Origin of the sequence: Paenibacillus sp. G2S3 (genome assembly GCF_030123105.1) — a bacterium.
GTDB lineage: Bacteria > Bacillota > Bacilli > Paenibacillales > Paenibacillaceae > Paenibacillus_AQ.
In genome coordinates this window covers 5618804-5641900 of record NZ_CP126095.1, presented here as the reverse complement: position 1 = coordinate 5641900, position 23097 = coordinate 5618804, and the positions used below count along the sequence as shown (strand labels likewise).

The following is a 23097-nucleotide window of genomic DNA, read 5'->3' as shown; positions in this document are numbered from 1 at the left end:
AAAATGCTTCTTCATTACTAAAAACTGCGGGTGATATTTTTTGACGACAAATCAGTTGAAATGGCTTAGTTATCTTACTTGCCTTATCATGTTCCTCGCTGTATTAGGGGGAGCGGTTGTAACGAAGACTGGATCGGGATTGGAATGTGGAAATGAATGGCCGCTCTGTCATGGGAAATTAATTCCGGCCTATACTGTAGGTTCGATGATTGAGTACACCCATCGCTTGTTTAGCGGATTGGCAGGGTTAATGTCACTTGCCTCGATGATTGCTTTTTGGCGTTATGCTCGAAATCGGCGGGACTTGCTAGCATATGCATTTATGACTTTGCTGTTTGTAATTGTTCAAGGTGGTATGGGAGCGCTTGCAGTAATTAAATCTCAATCTGCTGCTGTAATGGCTCTGCATATGGGCTTTTCCTTGATCGCTTTTTCAAGTTCTCTAATGCTTGCTCTCGGAACGAAAAGGCGGCATGAAGCAGGTGAGTACGATCATAACGTGGATATTCAGAAGAAGCCCGTCAGCAAGGCTTTCCGCAATTTGACCTGCTTTACGGCCTTTTATTCCTATGTTGTCGTTTATATTGGTGCTTTTGTTAGTCATACGGATTCACGCGGTGGATGTTCTGGCTGGCCGCTCTGTAACGGCGAATGGGTTCCCGAACTGTCTGGGGGAGTAGGTATTGTTTTTACGCACCGGATTGCGGCTTTGATCTTATTCATTCTTACAGCGGTGCTTGGACATCTAGCTTTTTGGAAACATAAGGATTACCCAGAGCTAAGAGCTCTTGGCGTAGCTGCTGTTCTGCTGTGCTTGATGCAGGTGTTTAGTGGAGCTGCTGTCGTTTACACGCTAGATAATGAAAGATTGTACATATTTGCTGCTCTGGCTCATATTTTGTTGATCGCTAGTTTGTTTGGTGTCTTATGTTATATGAGTGTAAGAGTCTGGCAGCTGAATCGCGCGAGAAATGTCGTTTTTGAAAATAATCCAACGAATCCTGTGGCACCGTTGTAACCCTTGGTAGAAAGTTCCCACCGTGGATAGAGTGGCTTTACCTGCGGAATAATAAAGTGGAAATCGGTATATCGTGGTGCTGGACAAAACTTTAGGAGGACTGGGATATGCTGCGGGTTATACTTGGAGAGCCGCCTCGAAAGAATAGTGGTGTGTTGGCTGATGCGATGGAGAATATGGCCACTTTTGCAGCCTTGCTGCGCAAAGAAATGAGTGCCCATGAGGATAGTGACCATGAATACCGAAAGCTGGAGATTTGGACACGTGGACTGATCTCCTCATTGGATGAATTGGAGCAAAGCTGGTTCGCGGCCGCTTTTTACCGGAAATCGGTAATTGCTGGTTATATGGACGATATGTCGCCAGTGGAGCAAGGTGATTATGCGCGTTATGTTTATTTTTATAAAGATGGATTTATTCGTGTGTTCTCTCTTCTGGACAAGCTTGGAACGGTACTGAATCATTTTTATGACCTCAAAACCTCCAAATTAAAAACGCACTTTTCTTATTTTACAGTGCTTCGTCAACTTCAATTATTGAATGTGCATCCTGCATTAGCGGATCAACTGGAACAGATCAAGAATTCCTATCGAGATCCACTGGAGAATCTACGCAAACGCAGGAATGCTGAAATTCATTATATGAATTCCGAGATGCAGGATGATTTATGGCAGCGACATCAAGGCCTGCATGACAAGATTCAGCTTGAGGATCTAGATAGCCATCTTGAGGATTTAAAGCAATCCCTCGAAATGAACTGTAAAACATTAATCGCAGCATTTAGCTACAGCAATGAACAGCTGCGTAAGGAAATTAGCAAGGCAAAGAGCATACAATCCTAAGCGTTCAAGATATTTCCTTTTGACAAAAAACAAGAAACTTACTATACTTATGCTTGCATTAAAGTCTGTATGAATTCAAACATAAATTTCATACTTTATATCTTATCGAGAGTGGCGGAGGGATAGGCCCGATGAAGCCCGGCAACCGATTTGTAAACAGCGCGATTAGCGTTATGTACAAATGTCATGGTGCTAATTCCTACAATGACGCAAGGTTTGTGGTCGTTGGCAGATGAGAAGGCATTGTCTAAATAAACACACAGAGCCTCTTGCGATCTGCATCGATCGTCGGAGGTTTTTTTGTATGGAATAAGTGAAATATAAAGGGGGCGACGAGCGTTGATTAATCTAAAAGGAATTACTAAGGTATATGGAAAAGGCAGCCATGCAGCCACAGCACTTTCCGGATTGAATCTGTCTATCGAAAAAGGTGAAATATTCGGAGTCATCGGCCATTCTGGAGCGGGAAAAAGCACATTGATCCGTTGCATTAATCTGTTGGAGCGTCCTACCGAAGGGGAAGTATGGGTAGATGGCATTGAACTAACCAAGCTTACCCAAGGCCAGCTGCAGGAGCAGCGGCGCAAAATTGGGATGATTTTTCAACATTTCAATCTGCTATCTTCTGCGACTGTATATGATAATATTGCTTTTCCTCTGCGACTCACAGGTACCTCGAGAGCAGATATTGATACAAAAGTGAAAGACCTGCTTGCTCTAGTTGGGCTTGAAGAACACCAGGATAAGTATCCCTCTCAATTATCAGGAGGACAAAAGCAACGGGTCGGCATCGCACGGGCACTTGCCAGCGACCCTGATGTCCTGCTATGTGACGAGGCAACCTCTGCGCTTGACCCACAAACGACAGACTCTATTCTTAAGCTATTGCTCGATATTAATAAACGGTTCCATCTGACCATTGTGCTGATTACTCACGAAATGCACGTGATTCAGAGCATTTGCGACCGTGTTGCAGTCATTCATGGTGGTGGTATCGTTGAGCAAGGTAAAGTTACGGAGGTATTCCTGAAGCCACAGCATGAGGTTACTCGCGATTTCATTCGCAGTGAATCACAGAATGAGGGCCCCCTTCGTACGGCGCTTGACGCTGCTGCTGGGGACAACTCTCAGGCCGTCAAAATTACTTTTTTCGGAGAGAAGACCTATGGCTCTGCACTCTCCAATGTAGTACGTGAAACGGGTGTTAGCTTTGCCATTTTGCATGGCACCATTTCAACGATTAAAGACGTACCTTATGGACAAATGATTGTTCGGTTCGAAGGTCCATCTGAAGCGATCGCTGTGACGATAGCCGAGCTAACCGCTCAAGGTCTTGAAGTGGAGGTGATTTCGTAATGAATTTTGCAGATTTAAACTGGCAAGAAATGATGGATGCTACTGTTGCTACTTTGCAAATGTTAATATTCTCTGGATTGTTCACAATTATTCTTGGTTTACCACTCGGAATTCTATTGTATTTATGGGGAAGATCGAATAGTATAGTAATCAGAGTAACTTACTCGGTCTTATCATTCCTTGTAAACATCCTGCGTTCCGTACCTTTTATCATTCTGATGGTGGCTTTAATTCCTTTTAGTAAAGCTATTGTTGGAACCTCCATCGGAGTACTCGGTACGATTCCACCGCTTGTGATTGGTGCAGCTCCATTCTTTGCTCGCTTGGTGGAGACGGCGTTAAGAGAAGTGGATCGCGGAGTAATCGAAGCGGCGCAAGGGATGGGAGCTTCCACGAATCAGATCGTTATGCGTGTTCTTTTGCCAGAGGCTCGTCCAGGTCTGCTTGCTGGGGTTACGATCACACTAGTTACACTGGTCTCCTATACGGCAATGTCCGGGATGGTAGGCGGCGGGGGGCTAGGAGATCTAGCGATTCGTTACGGATATTACCGTTATGAGAAGGAAGTTATGATTATCTCTGTAGTCTTGATGGTCATACTGGTGCAACTGCTACAAATGGCCGGTGATCGACTAGTACGACATTTCACACGGAAATAAGGTACGTCCATATATAGCCTTATTCATACAAATACCAAGGATAAGAGGGGGATTTAAAATGAAAAAATTACTACTTACTTTTTTTAGTCTGACATTGGTTGTGGTGCTAGCTGCTTGCGGCAATAACAATAATGCTTCTAACTCGGCTGCTACTGATGCACCGAAAAATGGTGCTGCAACTGAGACATCTACAGAGCCTGTAAAATTGGTGGTCGGTGCTTCACCTGTTCCACACGCTGAAATCTTAAAAGCTATTGCTCCTTTGCTTGAAGCGCAAGGAATTACACTTGAAATCAAAGAATTCACTGACTATGTTCAACCAAACGTTCAGCTTTCAGAGAAGAATCTGGATGCTAACTTCTTCCAACACCAACCTTACCTGGATGACCAGAATCAAAAGAATGGTTCGGATCTAGTTTCTGTTACAGCAGTTCACGTTGAACCTTTTGGTGCTTATTCCAAAAAAATCAAATCCATCGACGAATTGGCTGATGGTGCGAAAGTTGCCATCCCAAATGATGCTACAAACGGTGGTCGTGCACTAATCCTGCTTGCCAAAAATGGACTGATTTCTTTGAAAGATGATACCAACATCACATCTACCCAAGCAGATATCACTGAAAATAAGAAAAACCTTAAAATCATCGAGCTAGATGCAGCAATGTTAGGTCGTCAATTGGATGAAGTAGATCTTGCCTTGATTAACACTAACTATGCTTTGGAAGCTAACCTAGTTCCTACTAAAGACGCTTTGTTCATCGAGGGTACGGATTCCCCTTATGCTAACATCTTGGTAGCTCGTCCTGACAATAAAGATTCCGATGCAATCAAAAAGCTGGCTGCTGCACTGAATTCTCCAGAAGCTAAGGCATTCATCGAAGAGCAGTACAAAGGTTCGATCATTCCAGCATTTTAAGACAGAGAGCTAACGTAGACTCTAATTACAGCATAAAACCCGCTGCCTAATGGCATGCGGGTTTTATGCTTATGTTGTAGGAGGAGGGTAAATCCTCTATAATAAGAAAATCCCGATCTCCTAAAGAGGAGGATCGGGAAGGCTATTGAATGGGATTAGAATACTTGCATAACTTCTTGTACGCCTTCTACTTCTTCAAGAAGTGCGCGTTCAATCCCGGCTTTCAAGGTGATCGTGGAGCTTGGGCAGCTGCCGCAGGCACCCATAAGTTTCAACTTAACGATGCCGTCTTCTACATCGACCAATTCAACGTCGCCGCCATCGCGCTGTAGGAACGGACGAAGCTTATCCAGCACTTCTAATACTTCATCATACATTTCGGTGCTTTGTGCATTCTCACTCATTTCTCAATCACTCCTTTCATAAGTTCATTATAGTACAAAAAGTTAAAAAATAAAATGGTTAGGCGGAATAGGGAGATCATCATGAGACCAATTATTGAATTTTGTGCCAGTAACATGGGTCACGGAACAGACAAGCTAATGCATAAGCTGGAGGAAAATCCAGATTACGATGTGATCGAATACGGATGCCTGAACAATTGTGGGGAATGTTATTTAACTCCATTTGCCATGGTTGAAGGTGACATCGTTGCTGCAGATACGGTTGCCGAGCTAGAAGAGAAAATTGATGCTAAAATCAAAGAGCTTGAGGCTTGGTTCAACATGGACCTTGACTAAATGCTTTTGTGGAAAATAAAGGGCTGCTCTTTTCCGTTATAAATAGGGAAAAGAGCAGCCCTTAGGTTTATCCTAAAGTGCGTTTTGACATCCAGAGAACCCCGCTCTTGAGGATACGGGGAACCCGTCCTTTGACGGAGCGTTGGCCCATCAGACCAAATCCAGCTTTCTTACCTAGTGAGCCTAAGGTACCCTTCAGACGAATAGGATGAAGCTTAGGGGTCTCGCCTCGCCATAAGGCTTGAATAACCTGTGCGACCTGCTCACCCTGCGCTCCTGCTGCTTGTGCGCTTGGAGCGAATGGCAGGCTGGCGCAGTCGCCAATCACATACACTTCTGGATAATCTGGTATACGATAATACTCATCCAGAATGATCCGGCCTCCGCGATCCTTCGGGACTGTTAATTCCTGCACGACCTTCACCGGTTGAATCCCTGCGGTCCATACCGTAACATCTGAAAGAATTTCCTCTGCACCGTTAAAAAGCGCATCTTTCTCCACATGGGATACAGAGACACTTCCAAGTGTCTGTACTTGATGGTGGTGAAACCATTCCTCCACGTACTGTGACAGCTTCGCAGGAAAGGCAGACAAGACACGTTCACCGCGGTCCAGAATAGCAATATTAAGGTCTGGACGGCTCTCCCGAAGCTCTGCCGCCAATTCCACTCCACTTAGTCCACCGCCTACAATGTTTATTGTTCCATAAGGCTTCACATCGTTTAAACGTTGGTAAGTTTCGCGTGTTCCTGCAAAGGTCTGGATACTGCAAGTATATTGATCAGCTCCAGGGATGTTATGGTAATTGTCGGTACAGCCTAGTGCAATGGCAAGAATGTCATAAGACACAGTCTCGTCAGGCTCCATTGTAACGATTCTGCTGTCCAAATCAATGGAACTCACCTCACCGTAACGGATAGTGAGACGGGGATGAACCGGAAACTGGATCCGCAAGTGATAGTCGGTTACTGTACCTGCGGCAAGCGCATAATATTCCGTTTTGATTCCTTGATAAGGCATTCGGTCAATTAAGATAATTTCAATATCCTGAGGAAGGTGATTATTGAGCAATTCTTGAATTAGGGCCAAGCCGCCATAGCCGCCGCCCAGAACGAGTAGTGTTCTCATGCTGACCGAACTTCCTTTCCAATATTAGGATAACGGATCTAAGTTAGTCTTTTATTCGTACACCTTTATCGCATTGTAGAACGTGTCGCGTTCTACTGGAATTCGTCCAGCACCTTTTACTAACCAGATCAATTCATCGCGAGTGAGGCCTTCAGGTGTTAAGGCACCAGCTGCATGGCTAATGCGTTCTTTAAGAATAGTACCATGTACGTCAGAAGCACCGAAGTTCAGTGCAACCTGTGTAAGCTGAGGACCGATATTAATAAAGTAAGCTTTGATGTGATCGAAATTATCCAGCATCAATCGGCTGATCGCAATCGTCTTCAGATCCTCATAAGCGGAGTTGCGGCGCATAATCCCTGCATTCTTGTTCTTAGGCTGCATAGATAATGGAATGAATACCATAAAGCCATTGGTTTCATCCTGTAGATCGCGGATCTGCATCATGTGCCGGATACGATCTTCATGAGATTCAATCGAGCCGTAGAGCATAGTTGTATGGGTCTTCATGCCAAGCTGATGTGCTGTCCGGTGAACTTCTAGGTATTCTTCCACATTAGCCTTATCTACACGCATTTTTTTACGATATTGATCGGATAATATTTCTGCGCCACCACCGGTAAGCGTCTTAAGTCCTGCAGCACGCAGCTGTTCCAGCACCTCACGAATGCTCAACCCGCTAATTCGGGTGAAAAAATCGATTTCGGCTGCAGTGTATGCTTTTAAGGTTACCTCAGGGAAACGTTCATTCAAGGCTTTTAAAGAATCCACGTAATACTGGAAAGGAACCTTGTCATTATGACCGCCGACGATATGGAATTCGCGCACACCTGGATGAATATGCTGTTCGACATATTGCACCATTTCCTGACCGGAAAGGGTATAAGCTCCCTCTTCTCCATCATCTTTGCGGAAATTGCAGAATGCACAGTGAGATTCGCAAACATTGGTGAAATATAAACTCATGTTTTCGATAAAATATACCCTGTTGTTATTCTTTGCGAGATTGACTTCATTTGCTAACTGGCCAATCGTAAGTAGATCGTTACTCTGATATAAATAAACGCCATCTTCTAAATTCAATCTTTCGCCGCCGCGAACTTTTTCAATAATGTTCATCATTCGGGCGTCTGTTTGGGGGGTGAAAAGAGTAGACATATTATGAATTCCTCCTGAAAGTTTTACGGGGTCCATTGCCCGCAGATAATTCCCAGACTTACCCAGATGGTAGCTGTTCATTCATGAAAATAAATCGGAGGGTTAACCTCCGTGACAAATTTCCGAATTTTTACTTATGTTTGCCTTCCTTATTATAAACCTCTCTTATAAGGGGATCAACAGCTGGATATGGATGGTTTATTTTGGTGTGGGTGGTCAAGCATAAGGCAGTTGTGACTTGAGGGTAAAGGAATAGTGGGTTATACTGAGTTTATCAAGTATATATTTTAGAAAGTAACTTTTGGCCGGAAGGTCCCTTAAACATAAGTTTTTTTGTTGAAGTAAGTCTAATTTATAGGAGGATATGATCATGATTAATATTAGCGAAAAGGCAGCAGAACAATTAAAGGTGATGCTTGCTGAGCAAGAAGTGCCGAACATGTTCCTCCGTATTGGAGTAACGCCCGGCGGATGCAGTGGATTCTCTTACGCTATGGGCTTTGATGATAATGAAAGTGATCAGGACGTATACATGGACATTCAAGAAATGAAGGTTGTCGTGGAGAAAGAGAATCTTCGTTACCTGGACGGTCTCGAAATTGATTTTGAAGAATCCGGCATGACGGGTGGCTTCACCATTAATAACCCGAACGCTACTGCAACCTGTGGCTGCGGCTCAAGCTTCCGTACAGCAACGGATGCAGGGAAGCCTAACGAAGAGCCTTGCTAATCGCGACGCTACGCCTTCAAGCCCCATGTTGAGTTCTACAACACGGGTTTGGAGGCTTTTTTTATTCTCAATGACAAAAGTCATTACAAGGAGTTCTAGACATGCTAATTAGGAAGTTAAACGCAGAAGAACAACCTCCCTTGCAATTGTTGTTATTAGCCGATCCTTCCCCAAGTCTTGTTGAAGCATATTTAAAAAGAGGTCAATGTTATGTGGCTGAAGTAGAGAATTGCATTATTGGTGTCTATGTTTTGCTGCAAACGAGACCTGAGACGGTGGAGCTAGTGAACATTGCCGTTGATGAGAATCATCAAAGTAAAGGGATCGGAAAGCAGTTAGTTCATCATGCGATTCAGAATGCAAGATTACTTGATGCAAAGACAATTGAAATCGGCACGGGAAATTCTAGTGTAGGACAACTGGCTCTTTATCAGAAATGTGGATTTAGAATTACCGGAATCGACAGAGACTTTTTTATCAGACATTACAGTGAAGAGATTGTTGAAAATGGGATCAAAGTTGTGGATATGATCCGTCTTTCGCTAGATATTTGAGTGACATACAAACAAACGCCCTTCGACGGAATTCCGCGAGAGGGCGTTTGTTTGTTCCTGCGTACAATTAAGCTGGAATAATAAACTTGTAATTAATCATAAACACGATGAGCGCCGCGGCTCCAAGGGAAAAGGCAATACAGCCAGCACCCAGTGCTCTGCGTCTGTCTTTAATGAATTTAAAGCCAATAGCGCAGATCAGTATAGTAGTTCCAGCCAATACGATGGACATCCCAAGCATGGCCACCCAATATAAGACCTCAAAAAACTGAGCCATTCCGAGCCCTCCCTGCGCTGTTTTTTTAAGAAGCTTCTAATTCATTTTTATATCGTTAGAATCGAAAATGTAACCGCTATTAATAATACAACGATTTTGAAGATTATTCTAGTTATAGTGAACTCATCCATTGCGATTTAAATGTCGAATACACTGAGATGAGATTCTACAAAATCTGCAATCTAATCATGAAAGGTTGAGGCTGTTGTCGATACAAGCTCTAAGCCCTTTTTGCTAAGAGCCTCTTCCTACACGGACAATCATACAAGAGGGCGGGACCTTTTCTGAGTAATGTATAGGGTAGGCTGGAACGTGAAAGGAGGGAAAGGACGATGTCGGGAAGACAATTGGCTAGCAAATGGTTAAAGACAGAAGCATTGCTCAGTGATGCGAGGGTTTCTCATTATATACCAATGACGAGGGTGTATTCGGCTGACTCACTGTTAGCCATGCTCCGGAGATACGGAAATGTTGTTATTAAACCGATAGTTGGCGGCGGAGGCTACGGTGTAATCAAAGTGTTTCGGGATAGTCGAGGTTATGGATTTACTTATATGGACAGAACTCGAATTTACAAGGACTTTAAATCCATGAGACGTGCACTCCATTTCGTCAAGGTTAGACGTAGATATTTGATTCAACAGGGGATTTCTCTCGCCAGAATTGGTGGGCGTCCTATTGATTACCGGGTTAAGGTAGTGAAAAATGGTGATGTTTGGGAGTTCCGCTCTATGGTAGGGAGATTGGCTCGGCCCGGTCTGTTCGTAACGAATTTATGTAAAGGGGGCACGATGCTTTCTTGTCGGGAAGGGCTTCGCAGATCGTTGCCTCGGATTAAAGCTTCGGCGAAGAAAGCAGAGATGCGCAGGCTAACGCTTGTGTGTATCGAACTAATGGAGCGGCACTTCCCGGGAATAGGTGAACTGGGCTTTGACTATGCCGTGGATTATTCAGGCAAAATATGGATTTTGGAGGTTAATACAAGACCTCAGTAAATTAACAAATATTTTAGAATTGACGATAATAGAGTAGTAAGATAAAATTGCGTTTAGTTGCGTTCTTTTGGGGTAAATTATATTGTGCTTTATTTACAATAAAAATATATTTTTAGCTGTATACATGTGGTTCAATCCTGTGTATAACTATTATCCCCATATTCCACTGTGCAGTTATCACCTTTGCAACGCTTACGCACATATTATACACAGGATTTCCACATGTACTTGTGGATAACACGAACGCTTGTTCGAAAAATGATAGTTTGATATGATAGATTCAGATCCAAATACAGGAAAGGTAGATGAACGTTATGGTTGAATTGTCGGATGAGATGCTTCTAGACTCTTACCATAGGGCAATAGAACTGCAACTAGAGCATGATTTCATCGCTCTTCTACTCGTTGAGATTCGCAAACGCAAATTACACTCTCCAGTTCATGCGGTTCTTCATTAAGAGCGCAAAGTATACCTTTGTAGCTGGCTACATATAAATAAACCGCGAGTCACAAACATAAAAGGGTATCCTGATAGGCTGTTATTGATAGGCCTATCAGAATACCCTTTTTTATTGTAGTAGATAGAATTAGAGTTTCATATTACTACTGTGTCCTGGTGAAAGCTTGGCTTCAGGATCGATGTAGACTTTTGCGTTATTTACAGCCGTTGGGGCTTCGCCGAATCCTACAGCAATTAGCTTCAGCTTACCTGGATATGTGGTGATATCGCCGGCAGCAAAGATTCCTGGAATACTCGTTTCCATCCGTGAGTCAACGACAATGGAGTTTCCTTCAATATCGATACCCCACTCTGCAATGGGTCCTAGAGAGGAAACAAATCCGAAATTGACGATTACACTGTCGACTTCGATTTCTTGTGTTTCCTTGGTTTTGATATGGGATAAGGTAACCTTAGTAATGAACTCATCACCATGCAGTTCTGTAATTTCAGTAGGTGTAATTACGTTAACTTTGGAAGCCATCAGATTCTCTACGCTATGCTCATGCGCGCGGAATTTATCCCGGCGGTGAATCAGGGTTACCTGCTCCGCGATTGGCTCCAGCATTAGCGCCCAGTCCACTGCGGAATCTCCACCGCCGCTAATCAGAACTTTTTTATCTTTAAAGGCATTTAAATCATTTACAAAATAATGGAGGTTGGCTTTTTCAAACCGTCCTGCGTTTGGAAGTTCTAAACGACGAGGTTCAAAAGCGCCTACACCAGCTGTGATGATAATAGCCTTACTGTGATATTCTGCTACATCGGTTGTAACTACAAAATGGCGTTCGTCCCGTTTCTGAACAGAAATTACTTTCTCCTCCAGCCGGATATTCGATTGGAACATATCCATTTGCCGTGTCAGGTTGTCAACCAATTCTTGTGCAGTTACTTTTGGGAAACCTGCTACATCATAAATGTATTTTTCAGGATAAAGTGCAGCAAGTTGTCCTCCCAATTGGGGCATACTTTCAATAAGTGTTACTGATGCCTGACGCATCCCACCGTAAAATGCGGCAAACATGCCAGCTGGACCGCCACCTATGATTAAAAGGTCGCTCATAGGAACGCCGGATTGCTCTTGTGTCACGGGATATTACACCTCCGAGTTGATATATTCATTTTGCCATACTTGTATTCTTTCTTATTATAAACATTGTGACACATACCTGCAAAGAAAGACTTTAGAACACGATAAGAATGTGACGTTTTTTAGTATTTTAATGTTTGATTAATAGTACACTAAGGTTTACAATGGATATGGTCAATTTAGAAATCCTTTAAGTTTGATTGGAATTTCTTCTAAATATAAGTGTATAAATTCACAAAAAGGACCGTACATTGTTTCAATAAAAAATACAAAGACAGATTTACCTCTTGGAAGGAGCCGGAACATGAGTAGTATTCCCAAAATCGTAATCTTAGGCGCGGGCTATGGGGGTATTTTGACCGCACAGCGCTTACAGAAGGCTTTGAATTATAATGAAGCGGATGTCACGCTCGTAAACCGTCACGAGTACCACTATTTTACTACCCATCTACATATGCCTGCCGCGGGTACAGATAGTATTGAACACACTCGGGTGTCTATTTCTAAACTAATCGATGAATTCAAGATCGATCTCGTTAAGTCATCTGTTCAGGAAATTCGTACCCAGCAGAAAAAGATTATTTTGGAGGATGGTACTCTTTCGTATGACTATCTCGTCATTGCTTTGGGCGGAGAGCCTGAAACATTCGGTATTCCAGGACTTGATAAATACGCACTGACGATCCGGAGCATCAACTCCGTTCGTTTGATTCGTGAACATATTGAGTATCAATTTGCCAAATACAAGAACGAAAACAATGCTCAGGAGCATATCAATTTCGTTGTCGGTGGTGCCGGCTTTAGCGGAATTGAGTTCGTGGCCGAATTAGCGGACCGCATCCCTGGGTTGTGCAAAGAATTTGACGTTGATCCAAGCATGGTAAATATATATAACATCGAGGCTGCACCAACAGCTCTGCCTGGATTTGCTCCTGAACTTGTTGAGTATGCGATGAACTTGCTCACTAAGAAGGGTGTTACTTTCAAGATGGGCGTAGCTATTAAGGAATGTCTACCAAACGGTGTAATTCTGGCATCAGGCGAAGAGATTAAAGCTTCTACAATTGTCTGGACAGGCGGAATTCGGGGAAATCGTCTGATTGAAGCTGCAGGATTTGAAGCTATGCGTGGACGTGTGAAAGTAGATGAATATTTACGTGCACCAGGCCAAGACAATATCTTCATTATTGGAGACGGCTCCTTGATGATTAACCCAGAAGGACGTCCTTACCCGCCAACGGCACAAATTGCTATGCAACAGGGAGAGTGCTGTGCGCATAATTTGGTGGCTGCGATCCGTAATCAACAACCAAAGAAATTCGCATTCAGCAATAAAGGAACAGTAGCTTCTCTAGGCAAAGGTCAAGGGATTGCTGTAGTTGGCAGCAAAACTTATAAGGGCTGGACCGCAGCTCAATTGAAAAAAGTTGTGGATATGCGCTATTTGTTCATTATCGGTGGGATTCCGCTGGTTCTGAAAAAAGGAAGATTCTTATAAAATGCGTCACTGCAGCGTGCAGGTGCGTGGATTGCTGACCCGAGAAGAATTGGACCGGTACAACGGACTGATTGAGGTTGGATCTTATCTGGAGGATCAGAATCAGTACGATTTAGCTTATGTTGTTCAAAAGGAAATTGATTTGCTCATTCTCCCTGGCATTGAACGCTTAAAGGAAAAAGGGCGAGCACGTGACCGGGCTACGGCTGAATATTTGGAAAGTCTGCGTGATGATGAAGAGGACAGCGAAGAGGATTAGGTAGCAGGAACTTCGTTATAGCATTTAAAAAGGGTGAGTCTCCATAAAGATCTGGAGACTCACCCTTTTTTAAATATAAGAATTTATATGTTTCACACTACAATTTGAGCATTTCCTCAAAAGAATCCTCAGTCAGCAGGTTGCCGACATAAAAAGGTCCAAATTCGCCGTAGCGGGCACTGACTTCGTCAAAGCGCATTTCGTAAACCAACTTCTTGAATTGCAGCGGATCTTCAGCGAACAGGGTTACGCCCCATTCCCAATCATCGAAACCTACGGAGCCGGAGATAATCTGTTTCACCTTACCAGCATAACCTCGTCCGATTAATCCGTGAGAAGCCATCAGCTCCTTACGTTTAGCCATATCAAGCATATACCAGTTATCGGCGAGCTCGCGTTTCTTGTTCATTGGATAGAAGCAAATATGCTTCGCTTGCGGCAAAACAGGTTTTAGACGTGCGATAACATGTGGATTCTGCATAGGATCACTACCATCGCTGCCCCCCGCAAGGTAATTGCTTAATTCAACGATACTTACGTAGGAATAGGCTTTAGTTGTATATTGAGCAAAAGCGATTTTGTTAAAGGCTGTCTCAAGCTTGTTCAGATCCTCCAAGCTTTCGCGCAAGAACATCATTACGAAATCGGCCTTCTGGCCAACGATGGAATATACTGCGGAGCTGCCTTCCTTAGCTTCTTCAACAGTGCTCCATTCCTGCATGAAAGCATGTAATTCTTCCAGAGCAACGGCACGTTCTTCATCATCTGCTGCCGTCCAAGCGGTCCAGTTCAGTGAGCGGAAGTCATGCAATGCATACCAGCCTTCCAGTGTCATAGCGGCTTCGTTCATGATCTCACTCCTTAAAAGTTTTACGAAGCATAAGCTCCGCTTGAAATAACGTCGCGTAAAACTTGCATCGGAAGCATACGCTTTGTTTTACGAAGCATAAGCTCCGCTTGAAATAACGTCGCGTTAAACTAGCTACGAGGCTCTTGCATCATAGACTATGTATGATTTATTAATCTATATGCATTGTATCGCAATCAAGTTGCTTAGAGCAAATGATGACATTCCGATGTAAGAGAATTAGACCTGATTTTGAATAAAGTTCATTGCTTCGTGACATTTTTTCTAGTAAACTTACTACTAGCTCGTATAAGATGTGCGCTTCTTTATAGAAAGGGGTAGTGACGGTAAGATGGGGTTTATTCCAGTGTTTATCCTAACCGTTTTATTCTTTGTGATGATGTTTGGTATTGGATTTATTCTTAACATGTTAATGAAGACAACCTGGTTTCCCGCTTATCTATTCGTACTTATTATTCTACCCGTCGTAGTCTATTCCATTTGGGATAGAAGCGCGATGTCGCTCTGGGAGCATCTCTCCAGTTTCCACTTTGTTGATTACTTAACTGGTGTCGCTGGTCTTGCAGGTGCTATATTGAGTGGATGGACCATTCAAAAACTGCGCTTTGGCGGTTACAAGATGTTTTAAAGATTTAATTGGAAGACCTGCGGCTCTGATGTGAGAGTCGTTTTTTTGAACATATAAGCTTTTAGTTCTACGCTAAGAAGCAATTTTGAAATTTTGCGAGAAACGGAACCTTCCTCTTCCAGAGGACAGCGAAGCCGTTTCTTCTTGTTTAATAGAGGAAGATATTCGTAAGAAAAAGCTGATTATATAGCGAAAAGAGTCGGAATTGGTAGTTTATTTACATTTCCGGCGGCGTTTTTTATGATAGAATAGAATCCTGTATGAATTCGTGAAAACAAGGGGGTATCCGTAGATGCGCATGAGTAACTTACATCATTTCACCGAACATCATCGGTACTGCGTTTCCCGCGAATTTGGTCTTAGTGTTATAGATGGACGTATGCTTAGCTCTGTGTATCAGCCTATGGTAGGAGCTTTTGCAATCAGTTTCTATCGCTTGCTGGTTGAACATGTGCCAGCAGATAGCATTGGCTATTCTGGAGTGGAGCAACAGCGCAGGTTATTTATGACGCTAGGCGTTGAACCAAATGAGAAAGGCCGCAAATATTTAATAGATCAGGCTTCCCGGTTAGAAGCGGTAGGTCTGCTACAGACCTGTCGAATCTATGTGCAGGAAACCGACGATTACTTATATGAATATGAGCTAATGCCGCCACTATCGCCAGCTGACTTTTTTGCAACTCAGCATTTGACGTTGCTGTTACGCGATAAAATTGGCAAATTTGCTGTGCTGTCCTTACGGGAACAATTCTGGAACCGAGAGCCAGAAGAGTGGAGTCGCAGATCCATAGGTAAAGAGAATATCTCCGTGCCTTTTTATGATATTTTTCAACTTAATACACATGTCATTGATTATGAGCTGGAGCAGGCACTTGCAGAAGTAGCCACTGTACGTCAGCCTGGCATACATGAATCAGGAGAACAGGCGATTGGATATAGTGACATTATTTTGCGTTTTCCACGGGAGTCCGTGAATCGGGCCCATGTAGAAAAACTGCGTTTTGACCATACTCAAATGGGTGTTATTAACTATGTAGCTCATAAGTATGAACTCAGTCCGCAGGATTTATGTCGTCTGCTGGATGAAGATGGCGTGTTCTCACCGGAAGGTGAGGTTATTCTGGATGCACTGCAATATAAAGCGAGCCAGCATTTCAGGCAGGATATGAAACGACAAGAAAAGCGTGAGATTGCTGCTGCTAAGGTTGTTTCCATCCGTTCCAATACCTCCGAAGAGAATGATGATTCTATAGCGCCACCGGAGCAATCAGTTGAGATGGAGTATTATGTAGAAGTACCACCACAATTTTTGTCCAAATGTGACATTCACCAATATAATATGATGCTGCGGAACGAACCTTATACGCGGCTGCTTCAAACCTTTTTCCCAGGTGCAGTACCCAGTCATTTGATGGATATGTTCGAGAAGATAGATTTGAACTATAAGCTAAGCGGTGAAGTAATCAACGTACTTATTCATTATTTAATGACTATGGTAGCCTCAGGTGGAGAACAACGAATGAACCGCAATTTTGTGGAGGCTATCGCTTCTAATATGCTGGTTAAACAGGTGAACACCTACGAGAAGGCTGTGAAATATATCAGAGATCAGTCCAAAGTGAAAGGCAAGGGAGCTACGACTAACACGGCGGCAGGATCCCGATCACGTTCATATGCCAAAAATACAGGCCGGTCCGCTAAACCGGAAATTCCGATTGTGCTGGATGATGGAAGTGCCGGAACGGTATCGGAAGAGGAATTCGCGGCGATGATGAAGAAAGCGGCAGAAATTAAAGCCAACAAGAAAAAAGGCGTTTCCCAAGCGCCGTAATGAAAGAGAGGTGGAACTATGGAGTCTATGGGCGATGTACTTCGTTCGATCAACAATCCAACTCTACGGCAGCGACAACGTGATCTTGAACAGGGGTTATTTAATCATCCGCTTGTGAAGGCATTACAGTCCGAACATCCTGAGCTGGACGATTCGCGACTGCGGCTTCATATGAGCCGCCTGTATCAATATGTAGAGGAAAGCCGCAACTGTGCGAACTGTCCGGGACTTGAGAAATGTCCAAATGATTTTCAGGGGCATTATAGTAAACTTACGGTAGAGACAGTGAATGGCTCAACGGATCTATATGAACGCAAGACCGCATGCCGCCTTAAAGTGGCACAGGATAATCAGGATAGTATCCGTAAACGTATCCGCAGCTTTTATGTGGACGAGCGTGTGCTTAATGGCGGTTATGATGAAATAGATATTATGGGTAAGGATCCACGCCGGGTTTCGGCGGTTAATAAAATATTTGATTATATCACGAGTGTTAAAGAAGAGGGTCTGACCTCGCGCGGGATTTATTTACATGGGACTTTTGGAACAGGCAAAACGTTTCTGATGTGTTACTTGCTTCATGAACTTGCTGTTGCCGGCTATACTGGAGTTATCGTATATATGCCAGATTTTATCGAGGATTTAAAATCGATCATGATGGACGGGCAGAAGATGAAGGAAACCGTGGATACGATGAAAAATTGCGATTTGCTTATTTTTGATGATATCGGTGCGGAGAACTTGAATCCTTGGGCGCGTGATCATGTGCTTGGTGCGATTCTGAATTATCGGATGAACCGTAAACCAACCTTCTATACCTCGAATTATCCACTCGATGGCTTGGAGAAACATCTTAGCTTTACAAGCAAGGATGGCGAGGAGATTTATAAAGGCCAACGTTTGATGGATCGTATTGCTCCTTTTGTGGATGTTATTCCACTGCATGGGGAGAATCAACGGGGGACGATTAGATAAGCCTGGAATATAAAAATCCGTTTCTTCCTGAGGAAGAAACGGATTTTTATTATACGATGATTCCCTTACTCCGAAATGAACTTAATGATAACCATGCCGAAAAAGACAACAGTCATAAATGCAGTCATTCCGAAAAATCCATTCATTAAATCGCCTAGATCATTGCGGGGTTCTTCGTTGATATGTTCTCGTGGGTCCCGTACTTGCGCGTTGACATCCATAGCTTCTGCCTCCTTACAGGGACAATGCCTGTATTGTTAAGATGCAAATTGAGTTGACTATTATGAAATAAGTCATTGACATTTAATGCGCTTTCTTAGAGTATACCGAAAGGCTGGGGAGATTGTAAAGAAAAGAGTAACTTAAAAAAATTAGTTTGAGGGCAATATAATTGTATGTGATATATAACATATCCCTTAAAGATATGTTATACTGGAATTGTGTCGGTAAGTGGTAATTTGGTTATCATATTACATGAAACAATTTATTAACTTATATTTTCGGAGCAGCTTCCATAAACTAAGCTTTGGTTTAGAGTGGAGTAATGTTTCGTAAAACTTTAGAGGAGGAACAATATCATGGCTATCGTGAACGTGTCTGACCAAACCTTCAGTAACGAAGTGGAAGGTCAAGGTACTGTAGTAGTAGACTTCTGGGCTCCTTGGTGTGGTCCTTGTAAGATGATTGCTCCAATCTTGGACGAATTGTCCGCAGAACTGGGAGACAGCGTGAAGATTGCAAAATTGAATGTGGATGAGAATCCGGAAACGGCTTCCCGTTTTGGCGTGATGAGTATCCCAACCCTGATCTTCTTCAAAGATGGTCAACCGGTAGATAAAGTTGTGGGATTGAACTCCAAAGAATCCCTGAAAAATATCGTAGCTAAACATCAATAATTGTTAAATGCTACTGTTCGGGCCTCGGCCCTGCCGCTCAGCGCCTTCGGTTCATTCCGGAGGCGTTTTGTGTGCTGAATGCCAACTAATCATGGGTCCAATTTAGCTGGAGGGGATCATTTTGGACAATATCCGCAACAAACTGGCTCTATTACCCGACCTGCCCGGGTGCTATCTGATGAAGAATGAAGAAGGCACCATTATTTATGTGGGTAAGGCGAAGGTACTTAAGAATCGGGTTCGCTCTTATTTTACAGGCAGTCATAATGGTAAAACTCAGCGGCTTGTCGCTAACATTGCTGATTTCGAATATATCGTTACGTCCAGCAACATGGAAGCGCTCATTCTTGAGTGCAATCTGATTAAAAAGCATATGCCGCGTTATAACGTACTTTTGAAGGACGATAAGACATTTCCTTATATCAAAATAACGAATGAAACTCACCCGCGGCTTGAAGTTACACGTCGGGTGATTAAAGATAAAGCAAAATATTTCGGCCCTTATCCTAATGGTTATGCTGCACAGCAAACGAAAAAGCTTCTCGATCGTATGTATCCGCTCCGTAAATGTGGCGTAATGCCGAAGGAGGTCTGTCTTTACTATCACATGGGCCAATGCTTGGCGCCTTGTGAGAAGGAAGTGCAGAAATCCGAGTATGAGCAGATTACGCAAGATATTGCTGCTTTTCTGAGCGGAGGCCATGATGCGGTTAAGAAGGATCTACAGCAGAAGATGCAGGAAGCTGCTGAGGAATTATATTTTGAACGGGCGAAGGAACTCCGGGATCAAATTATCCATATTGATGCATTGATGGAGAAACAGAAGATTAACACCACTGATACTAAGGATCGTGACGTATTTGGTTATGCGGTAGACAAGGGATGGATGTGTGTACAGATTCTGTACATGAGACAAGGGAAGATGATTCAGCGTCACTCCTCTGTCTTTCCGTTCTATGGGGAAGCTTATAGTGACTTTATGTCTTATGTGACGCAGTATTATAGTGATAATCCCGCCTTGCCGCAGGAAATTCTTCTGCCCGATGTGCTTGACGAGGAAGCAGTGGTTGATACAGAAGCTAAACCGGCGATTGTCATTGCTGCTCCAGCCGAAGATGATCTGCAAAAGGGGGAAGATACCCCCGAATCGCCGGAAGAAGCTGAGGCCCGTGAGATGGCCGCTGCAGAAGCATCAGCAGCAGGTGTCGTTGATGCCGCTGGTGGCGCCTCTATTCTACAGGAGTGGCTCGGTACCAAAGTGCTAGTGCCACAGCGTGGCCTTAAGAAGCAGATGGTCGGTATGGCCTGCCAAAATGCAACAGTCGCAATCGACGAGAAGTTCCGGCTTATTGAACGAGATGAAGTACGTACCTCTGGTGCTGCGATTAGCTTAGGTGAGAGCTTGGGGCTCGAACGCTTAAGCCGGATCGAGGCATTCGATAACTCGAATATTCAAGGGACCAATCCGGTCTCTGCGATGGTTGTCTTCATTGATGGCAAGCCCGCACGAAAAGAGTATCGTAAATATAAGGTTCGTACGGTAGTGGGTGCGGATGATTATGGAACGATGCGCGAGGTCATCAGGCGGCGTTATGAACGAGTGCTGAAAGAGAACCTGCCGATACCAGATCTAATCGTAGTCGATGGTGGTAAAGGGCAGATATCCTCAGCTATTGATATTCTGGAGAACGAGCTGGGGTTATTCATTCCGGTCTGCGGCCTCGTTAAGGATGATAAGCATAAGACGGCTCAGCTTTTGGTTGGAGATCCGCCAGAACCAGTCGCTTTGGCGCGGGATAGTCAGGAATTTTATCTGTTGCAACGGATTCAGGATGAGGTGCATAGGTTCGCTATTACCTTCCACCGTGAACAGCGTGGGAAGTCCATGGTGACCTCTAAGCTGGATTCCATACCAGGTATAGGGGAGAAGCGTCGCAAGGCGCTGCTTAAGCATTTCGGATCGCTAAAGAAAATTAAAGAAGCCTCCATAGAGGATTTCAAATCACTTTCTATTGGCGAAAAGCTGGCTAGTCAAATCCTTGAGGCGCTCAAGGATGAAGAGCCAGCGACATAGGCATTTGACATGCTGGAATGATATTTACGTAAATATAAAAAGGTGTCATAGCAGGCTTCTGCTGTGACACCTTTTTTTCATTATCGGATTTCCATCCACCCGTTACTTCTTTAAATTACAGATGTAGGTTCAACCGGCTTAGGTTCTGATTTTTGCGGAGGATTAAACCGATAGACGATGTAGGCGACTATGAACGGCATGATAATCGCGAAGATACCAGCCCCAACATTCACGCTTTCCTTCATAAAGATCAGTGTGGCGCCCATCAAAATGCTGTCAAACACAACGTGACTGAACATGACGGCAATAAAGCCGTAACGAAGGAAAATATAGCTAAAGAGCAGCCCGATCACGGTCAGCTCAATAGGACGGGAACTGATGGGGTAGATCGGATACAGCGTATGGCCAAACGCCCAGACCAGCGTGGTGATCAGGCAAGCAATGAACGTGCTACGGAATACTTTTTTCAACATAGGAATTCCGAAAAAACGATAAATAGCTTCCTCGGATAAACCAGCGAGCCATGCAACGATGGGCAGCAGCCAAGCATATCTCATGTTGTAAGGAGATTGAGTAGCGTCAGTAGTGGACCAGTTCTGCAAGGTAAATGATAATACGATGAACATAAGGGTCTGCACCCCTAGCAGCACGAATGCCCAGACGTATCCAGCCCGGATGCTATCCAGTACATATTTTCCATAGCCAGGCTCTTTGGCACGGGGCCACGGATTCATCCCTTCTTCTTTTTTCCAAAGGCCGTCCCCTCCAACTAAAGAAAAATAGAGCAGGGAGGACATTAGAAGGCTATATAAGGCATAAATGATGAACATAATGACGGAAGTTATCTGAGCCTCGAGTCCTTCACCTGAGGATTCAGGAAGCATATTATAGGTGCTGATCATCATGATTACAAAATAAGCCGAGCTTAGGAATATTCCACGCTTAAAGGAGGTATGTTCTCTTCTAAGTATGCTGTAGATAAGTGCCAGAAGTCCTAAAGCTAAGGTAGGCAGACCGTAGCCGAATAGAGTAAGCTTTTCCGCGAGAGAGGTCTGGTCCTTCACGTAGGAGGTATGCCAGGCTGGAGCAGTGAATCCTGCTTTAAAGCTGGATACCTGTTCGCCAGCGAAATCGAAATAATAGTGTAGCAAGGATTCACCGATCTGCACGGAACGATCTGTATACACGAGCCCGTAGTTTCCCGTATTCGACTCAATTTGCAGCTTGGCGGGATTCACATCCCATTCCTGAAGCCAAGGGCGGGCAAGATTTTCTTTTTGTGCTAGAGACAAGGCAGTACCCTTGTCCTCTTCTTTTGCACTGGTGGATACAGTGCTTGGTAACCCGGCACCTGATCCTTCTGCACCTTGTGTGAAAGCGACAACTGCGCCAGTATACATATTGAGGTCAACGGAGATCAGTGGCTCTTGTTCCGCTGAAGGACTAAGTGTTACACGGAAAATGTCAAAAGGATATCGTTGATCCAATTTCTTCTTTGTATAGTCCTCCAAAAGCTTCTCGCGGGACATATAACCATAAAAGGAAGAGTCCGTTTCGTACAGTACATTCCACTGATCATTTGGTGCATGGGTGTAGTTTAGCTTTTGTTCTGCGAATGATATCGCTTTGTCGCGGGCTTCCGCCTTGCTGATGACAGTAGAATCTTCCCCGGCAGGGCTATTTAGCACCGAGGGAGCAATCTGAAACATAATAAATAGAATAAGACCGATAATGCCCGAGATGATGAGCCTCTTGGAGAGGGCACGTTGCTGTAAGGGCTGGCCAACGGGATTCATGTAACGCCTCCTTGTAAACTGACAATGTTATGTTCCATTATAGTATTAGTGCCATGATAGTTACAAAAATCATCGTATATTCTTTTTATGGGTAATAGAGATATTATAGAATAGGTAACTGAATATATACCATGAATTTAAGGTGATCATTTCTTCATTTTTCATGAAAATCGATGCAATTGCAGGGAAAACACGGAAAAGTGATGAGAAAAGGCACTCCTATTGGTACATCCTCTCCAAACCGCATTTTTCATTTGAATCACCATTAATAGTGTCTTTGTGATTTATCGAAATAACATATATAATTTG

Annotated in this window: 25 protein-coding genes and 1 riboswitch; of the genes, 17 read left to right on the top strand and 8 right to left on the bottom strand. The window is 43.7% G+C overall.

Annotation, left to right across the window (positions count from 1 at the left end; translation table 11 throughout):
• Positions 1–40: 40 nt before the first annotated feature.
• The 5 genes from QNH28_RS24820 to QNH28_RS24800 all read left to right on the top strand — a co-directional run bounded on the left by QNH28_RS24820 (position 41) and on the right by QNH28_RS24800 (position 4791).
• Complete coding sequence (locus tag QNH28_RS24820) at positions 41–1018, top strand: COX15/CtaA family protein (RefSeq protein ID WP_283908974.1); 978 nt, start codon at positions 41–43, stop codon at positions 1016–1018.
• Between the two features lie 107 nt (positions 1019–1125).
• Positions 1126–1860, top strand: a complete 735-nt coding sequence (locus tag QNH28_RS24815) for a Cthe_2314 family HEPN domain-containing protein (RefSeq protein ID WP_283908973.1) — start codon at positions 1126–1128, stop codon at positions 1858–1860.
• Positions 1861–1959: 99 nt separating this feature from the next.
• Positions 1960–2099, top strand: a riboswitch (SAM riboswitch).
• A 100-nt stretch (positions 2100–2199) separates the two neighbouring features.
• Complete coding sequence (locus QNH28_RS24810; protein ID WP_283908972.1) at positions 2200–3216, top strand: methionine ABC transporter ATP-binding protein; 1017 nt, start codon at positions 2200–2202, stop codon at positions 3214–3216.
• Positions 3216–3875, top strand: a complete 660-nt coding sequence (locus QNH28_RS24805) for a methionine ABC transporter permease (protein WP_283908971.1) — start codon at positions 3216–3218, stop codon at positions 3873–3875. Before QNH28_RS24810 ends, QNH28_RS24805 begins: the two co-directional genes overlap by 1 nt.
• A 58-nt stretch (positions 3876–3933) precedes the next feature.
• On the top strand, positions 3934–4791 hold the full coding sequence (locus tag QNH28_RS24800) for a MetQ/NlpA family ABC transporter substrate-binding protein (protein ID WP_283908970.1): 858 nt from the start codon (positions 3934–3936) through the stop codon (positions 4789–4791).
• A 155-nt stretch (positions 4792–4946) separates the two neighbouring features.
• Here QNH28_RS24800 and QNH28_RS24795 read toward each other — a convergent pair whose 3' ends face one another.
• The gene (locus QNH28_RS24795) at positions 4947–5195 is read right to left on the bottom strand and encodes a NifU family protein (RefSeq protein WP_042130899.1); all 249 of its coding nucleotides are present in this window, start codon (positions 5193–5195) and stop codon (positions 4947–4949) included.
• An 81-nt stretch (positions 5196–5276) separates the two neighbouring features.
• Here QNH28_RS24795 and QNH28_RS24790 point away from each other — a divergent pair, with 81 nt between their 5' ends.
• Complete coding sequence (locus QNH28_RS24790) at positions 5277–5531, top strand: YuzB family protein (RefSeq protein WP_149645001.1); 255 nt, start codon at positions 5277–5279, stop codon at positions 5529–5531.
• Positions 5532–5598: 67 nt separating this feature from the next.
• Here QNH28_RS24790 and QNH28_RS24785 read toward each other — a convergent pair whose 3' ends face one another.
• On the bottom strand, positions 5599–6660 hold the full coding sequence (locus QNH28_RS24785) for an NAD(P)/FAD-dependent oxidoreductase (protein WP_283908969.1): 1062 nt from the start codon (positions 6658–6660) through the stop codon (positions 5599–5601).
• 51 nt (positions 6661–6711) lie between these two features.
• A complete protein-coding gene (gene mqnE, locus QNH28_RS24780; protein WP_076285245.1) occupies positions 6712–7818 on the bottom strand; it encodes an aminofutalosine synthase MqnE in 1107 nt (368 codons plus the stop codon).
• A 370-nt stretch (positions 7819–8188) separates the two neighbouring features.
• On the opposite strand from mqnE, the gene QNH28_RS24775 reads away from it, so the two are divergent.
• Together QNH28_RS24775 and QNH28_RS24770 are read left to right on the top strand one after the other, a co-directional pair.
• Positions 8189–8548 carry a HesB/IscA family protein gene (locus QNH28_RS24775; RefSeq protein ID WP_283908968.1) on the top strand — a complete coding sequence of 120 codons (360 nt, stop codon included), beginning with the start codon at positions 8189–8191 and terminating at the stop codon, positions 8546–8548.
• 101 nt (positions 8549–8649) lie between these two features.
• Complete coding sequence (locus QNH28_RS24770; protein ID WP_283908967.1) at positions 8650–9102, top strand: GNAT family N-acetyltransferase; 453 nt, start codon at positions 8650–8652, stop codon at positions 9100–9102.
• Between the two features lie 67 nt (positions 9103–9169).
• Here the strand turns inward: QNH28_RS24770 and QNH28_RS24765 are convergent, their stop codons facing one another.
• The gene (locus QNH28_RS24765; RefSeq protein ID WP_042130893.1) at positions 9170–9379 is read right to left on the bottom strand and encodes a hypothetical protein; all 210 of its coding nucleotides are present in this window, start codon (positions 9377–9379) and stop codon (positions 9170–9172) included.
• A gap of 332 nt (positions 9380–9711) precedes the next feature.
• Between QNH28_RS24765 and QNH28_RS24760 the strand changes: the two genes are divergently transcribed.
• A complete protein-coding gene (locus QNH28_RS24760; RefSeq protein WP_283908966.1) occupies positions 9712–10374 on the top strand; it encodes a YheC/YheD family protein in 663 nt (220 codons plus the stop codon).
• Between the two features lie 314 nt (positions 10375–10688).
• Positions 10689–10832 (top strand): sporulation histidine kinase inhibitor Sda, encoded by a 144-nt coding sequence (sda, locus tag QNH28_RS24755; protein WP_283912257.1) that lies wholly within the window; start codon positions 10689–10691, stop codon positions 10830–10832.
• A 129-nt stretch (positions 10833–10961) separates the two neighbouring features.
• On the opposite strand, the gene QNH28_RS24750 is transcribed toward sda, so the two are convergent.
• Positions 10962–11936, bottom strand: a complete 975-nt coding sequence (locus tag QNH28_RS24750) for an NAD(P)/FAD-dependent oxidoreductase (RefSeq protein ID WP_481858407.1) — start codon at positions 11934–11936, stop codon at positions 10962–10964.
• 331 nt (positions 11937–12267) lie between these two features.
• Here QNH28_RS24750 and QNH28_RS24745 point away from each other — a divergent pair, with 331 nt between their 5' ends.
• Positions 12268–13461 (top strand): NAD(P)/FAD-dependent oxidoreductase, encoded by a 1194-nt coding sequence (locus QNH28_RS24745; protein ID WP_042130890.1) that lies wholly within the window; start codon positions 12268–12270, stop codon positions 13459–13461.
• 1 nt (position 13462) lies between these two features.
• Positions 13463–13720 carry a hypothetical protein gene (locus QNH28_RS24740; protein ID WP_283908964.1) on the top strand — a complete coding sequence of 86 codons (258 nt, stop codon included), beginning with the start codon at positions 13463–13465 and terminating at the stop codon, positions 13718–13720.
• A 97-nt stretch (positions 13721–13817) separates the two neighbouring features.
• On the opposite strand, the gene hemQ is transcribed toward QNH28_RS24740, so the two are convergent.
• Positions 13818–14570 carry a hydrogen peroxide-dependent heme synthase gene (gene hemQ, locus QNH28_RS24735; RefSeq protein WP_283908963.1) on the bottom strand — a complete coding sequence of 251 codons (753 nt, stop codon included), beginning with the start codon at positions 14568–14570 and terminating at the stop codon, positions 13818–13820.
• Between the two features lie 349 nt (positions 14571–14919).
• On the opposite strand from hemQ, the gene QNH28_RS24730 reads away from it, so the two are divergent.
• The 3 genes from QNH28_RS24730 (at position 14920) to dnaI (ending at position 18022) form a co-directional block, all read left to right on the top strand.
• Positions 14920–15216 carry a YuiB family protein gene (locus QNH28_RS24730; protein WP_042130887.1) on the top strand — a complete coding sequence of 99 codons (297 nt, stop codon included), beginning with the start codon at positions 14920–14922 and terminating at the stop codon, positions 15214–15216.
• A gap of 292 nt (positions 15217–15508) precedes the next feature.
• Positions 15509–17047, top strand: a complete 1539-nt coding sequence (locus QNH28_RS24725) for a replication initiation and membrane attachment family protein (protein WP_283908962.1) — start codon at positions 15509–15511, stop codon at positions 17045–17047.
• 18 nt (positions 17048–17065) lie between these two features.
• Entirely contained in the window at positions 17066–18022 is a 957-nt protein-coding gene (gene dnaI / locus QNH28_RS24720) for a primosomal protein DnaI (protein ID WP_283908961.1), read from the top strand.
• A gap of 65 nt (positions 18023–18087) precedes the next feature.
• Here the strand turns inward: dnaI and QNH28_RS24715 are convergent, their stop codons facing one another.
• Positions 18088–18243 carry a YqzM family protein gene (locus QNH28_RS24715; RefSeq protein WP_094871648.1) on the bottom strand — a complete coding sequence of 52 codons (156 nt, stop codon included), beginning with the start codon at positions 18241–18243 and terminating at the stop codon, positions 18088–18090.
• 357 nt (positions 18244–18600) lie between these two features.
• Here QNH28_RS24715 and trxA point away from each other — a divergent pair, with 357 nt between their 5' ends.
• Both trxA and uvrC read left to right on the top strand, forming a co-directional pair.
• A complete protein-coding gene (gene trxA / locus QNH28_RS24710) occupies positions 18601–18918 on the top strand; it encodes a thioredoxin (protein ID WP_042130884.1) in 318 nt (105 codons plus the stop codon).
• 121 nt (positions 18919–19039) lie between these two features.
• Positions 19040–20992 (top strand): excinuclease ABC subunit UvrC, encoded by a 1953-nt coding sequence (gene uvrC, locus QNH28_RS24705; protein WP_349655013.1) that lies wholly within the window; start codon positions 19040–19042, stop codon positions 20990–20992.
• Between the two features lie 110 nt (positions 20993–21102).
• Here uvrC and QNH28_RS24700 read toward each other — a convergent pair whose 3' ends face one another.
• Positions 21103–22788 (bottom strand): CPBP family intramembrane glutamic endopeptidase, encoded by a 1686-nt coding sequence (locus QNH28_RS24700; protein WP_283908960.1) that lies wholly within the window; start codon positions 22786–22788, stop codon positions 21103–21105.
• Positions 22789–23097 lie beyond the last annotated feature (309 nt).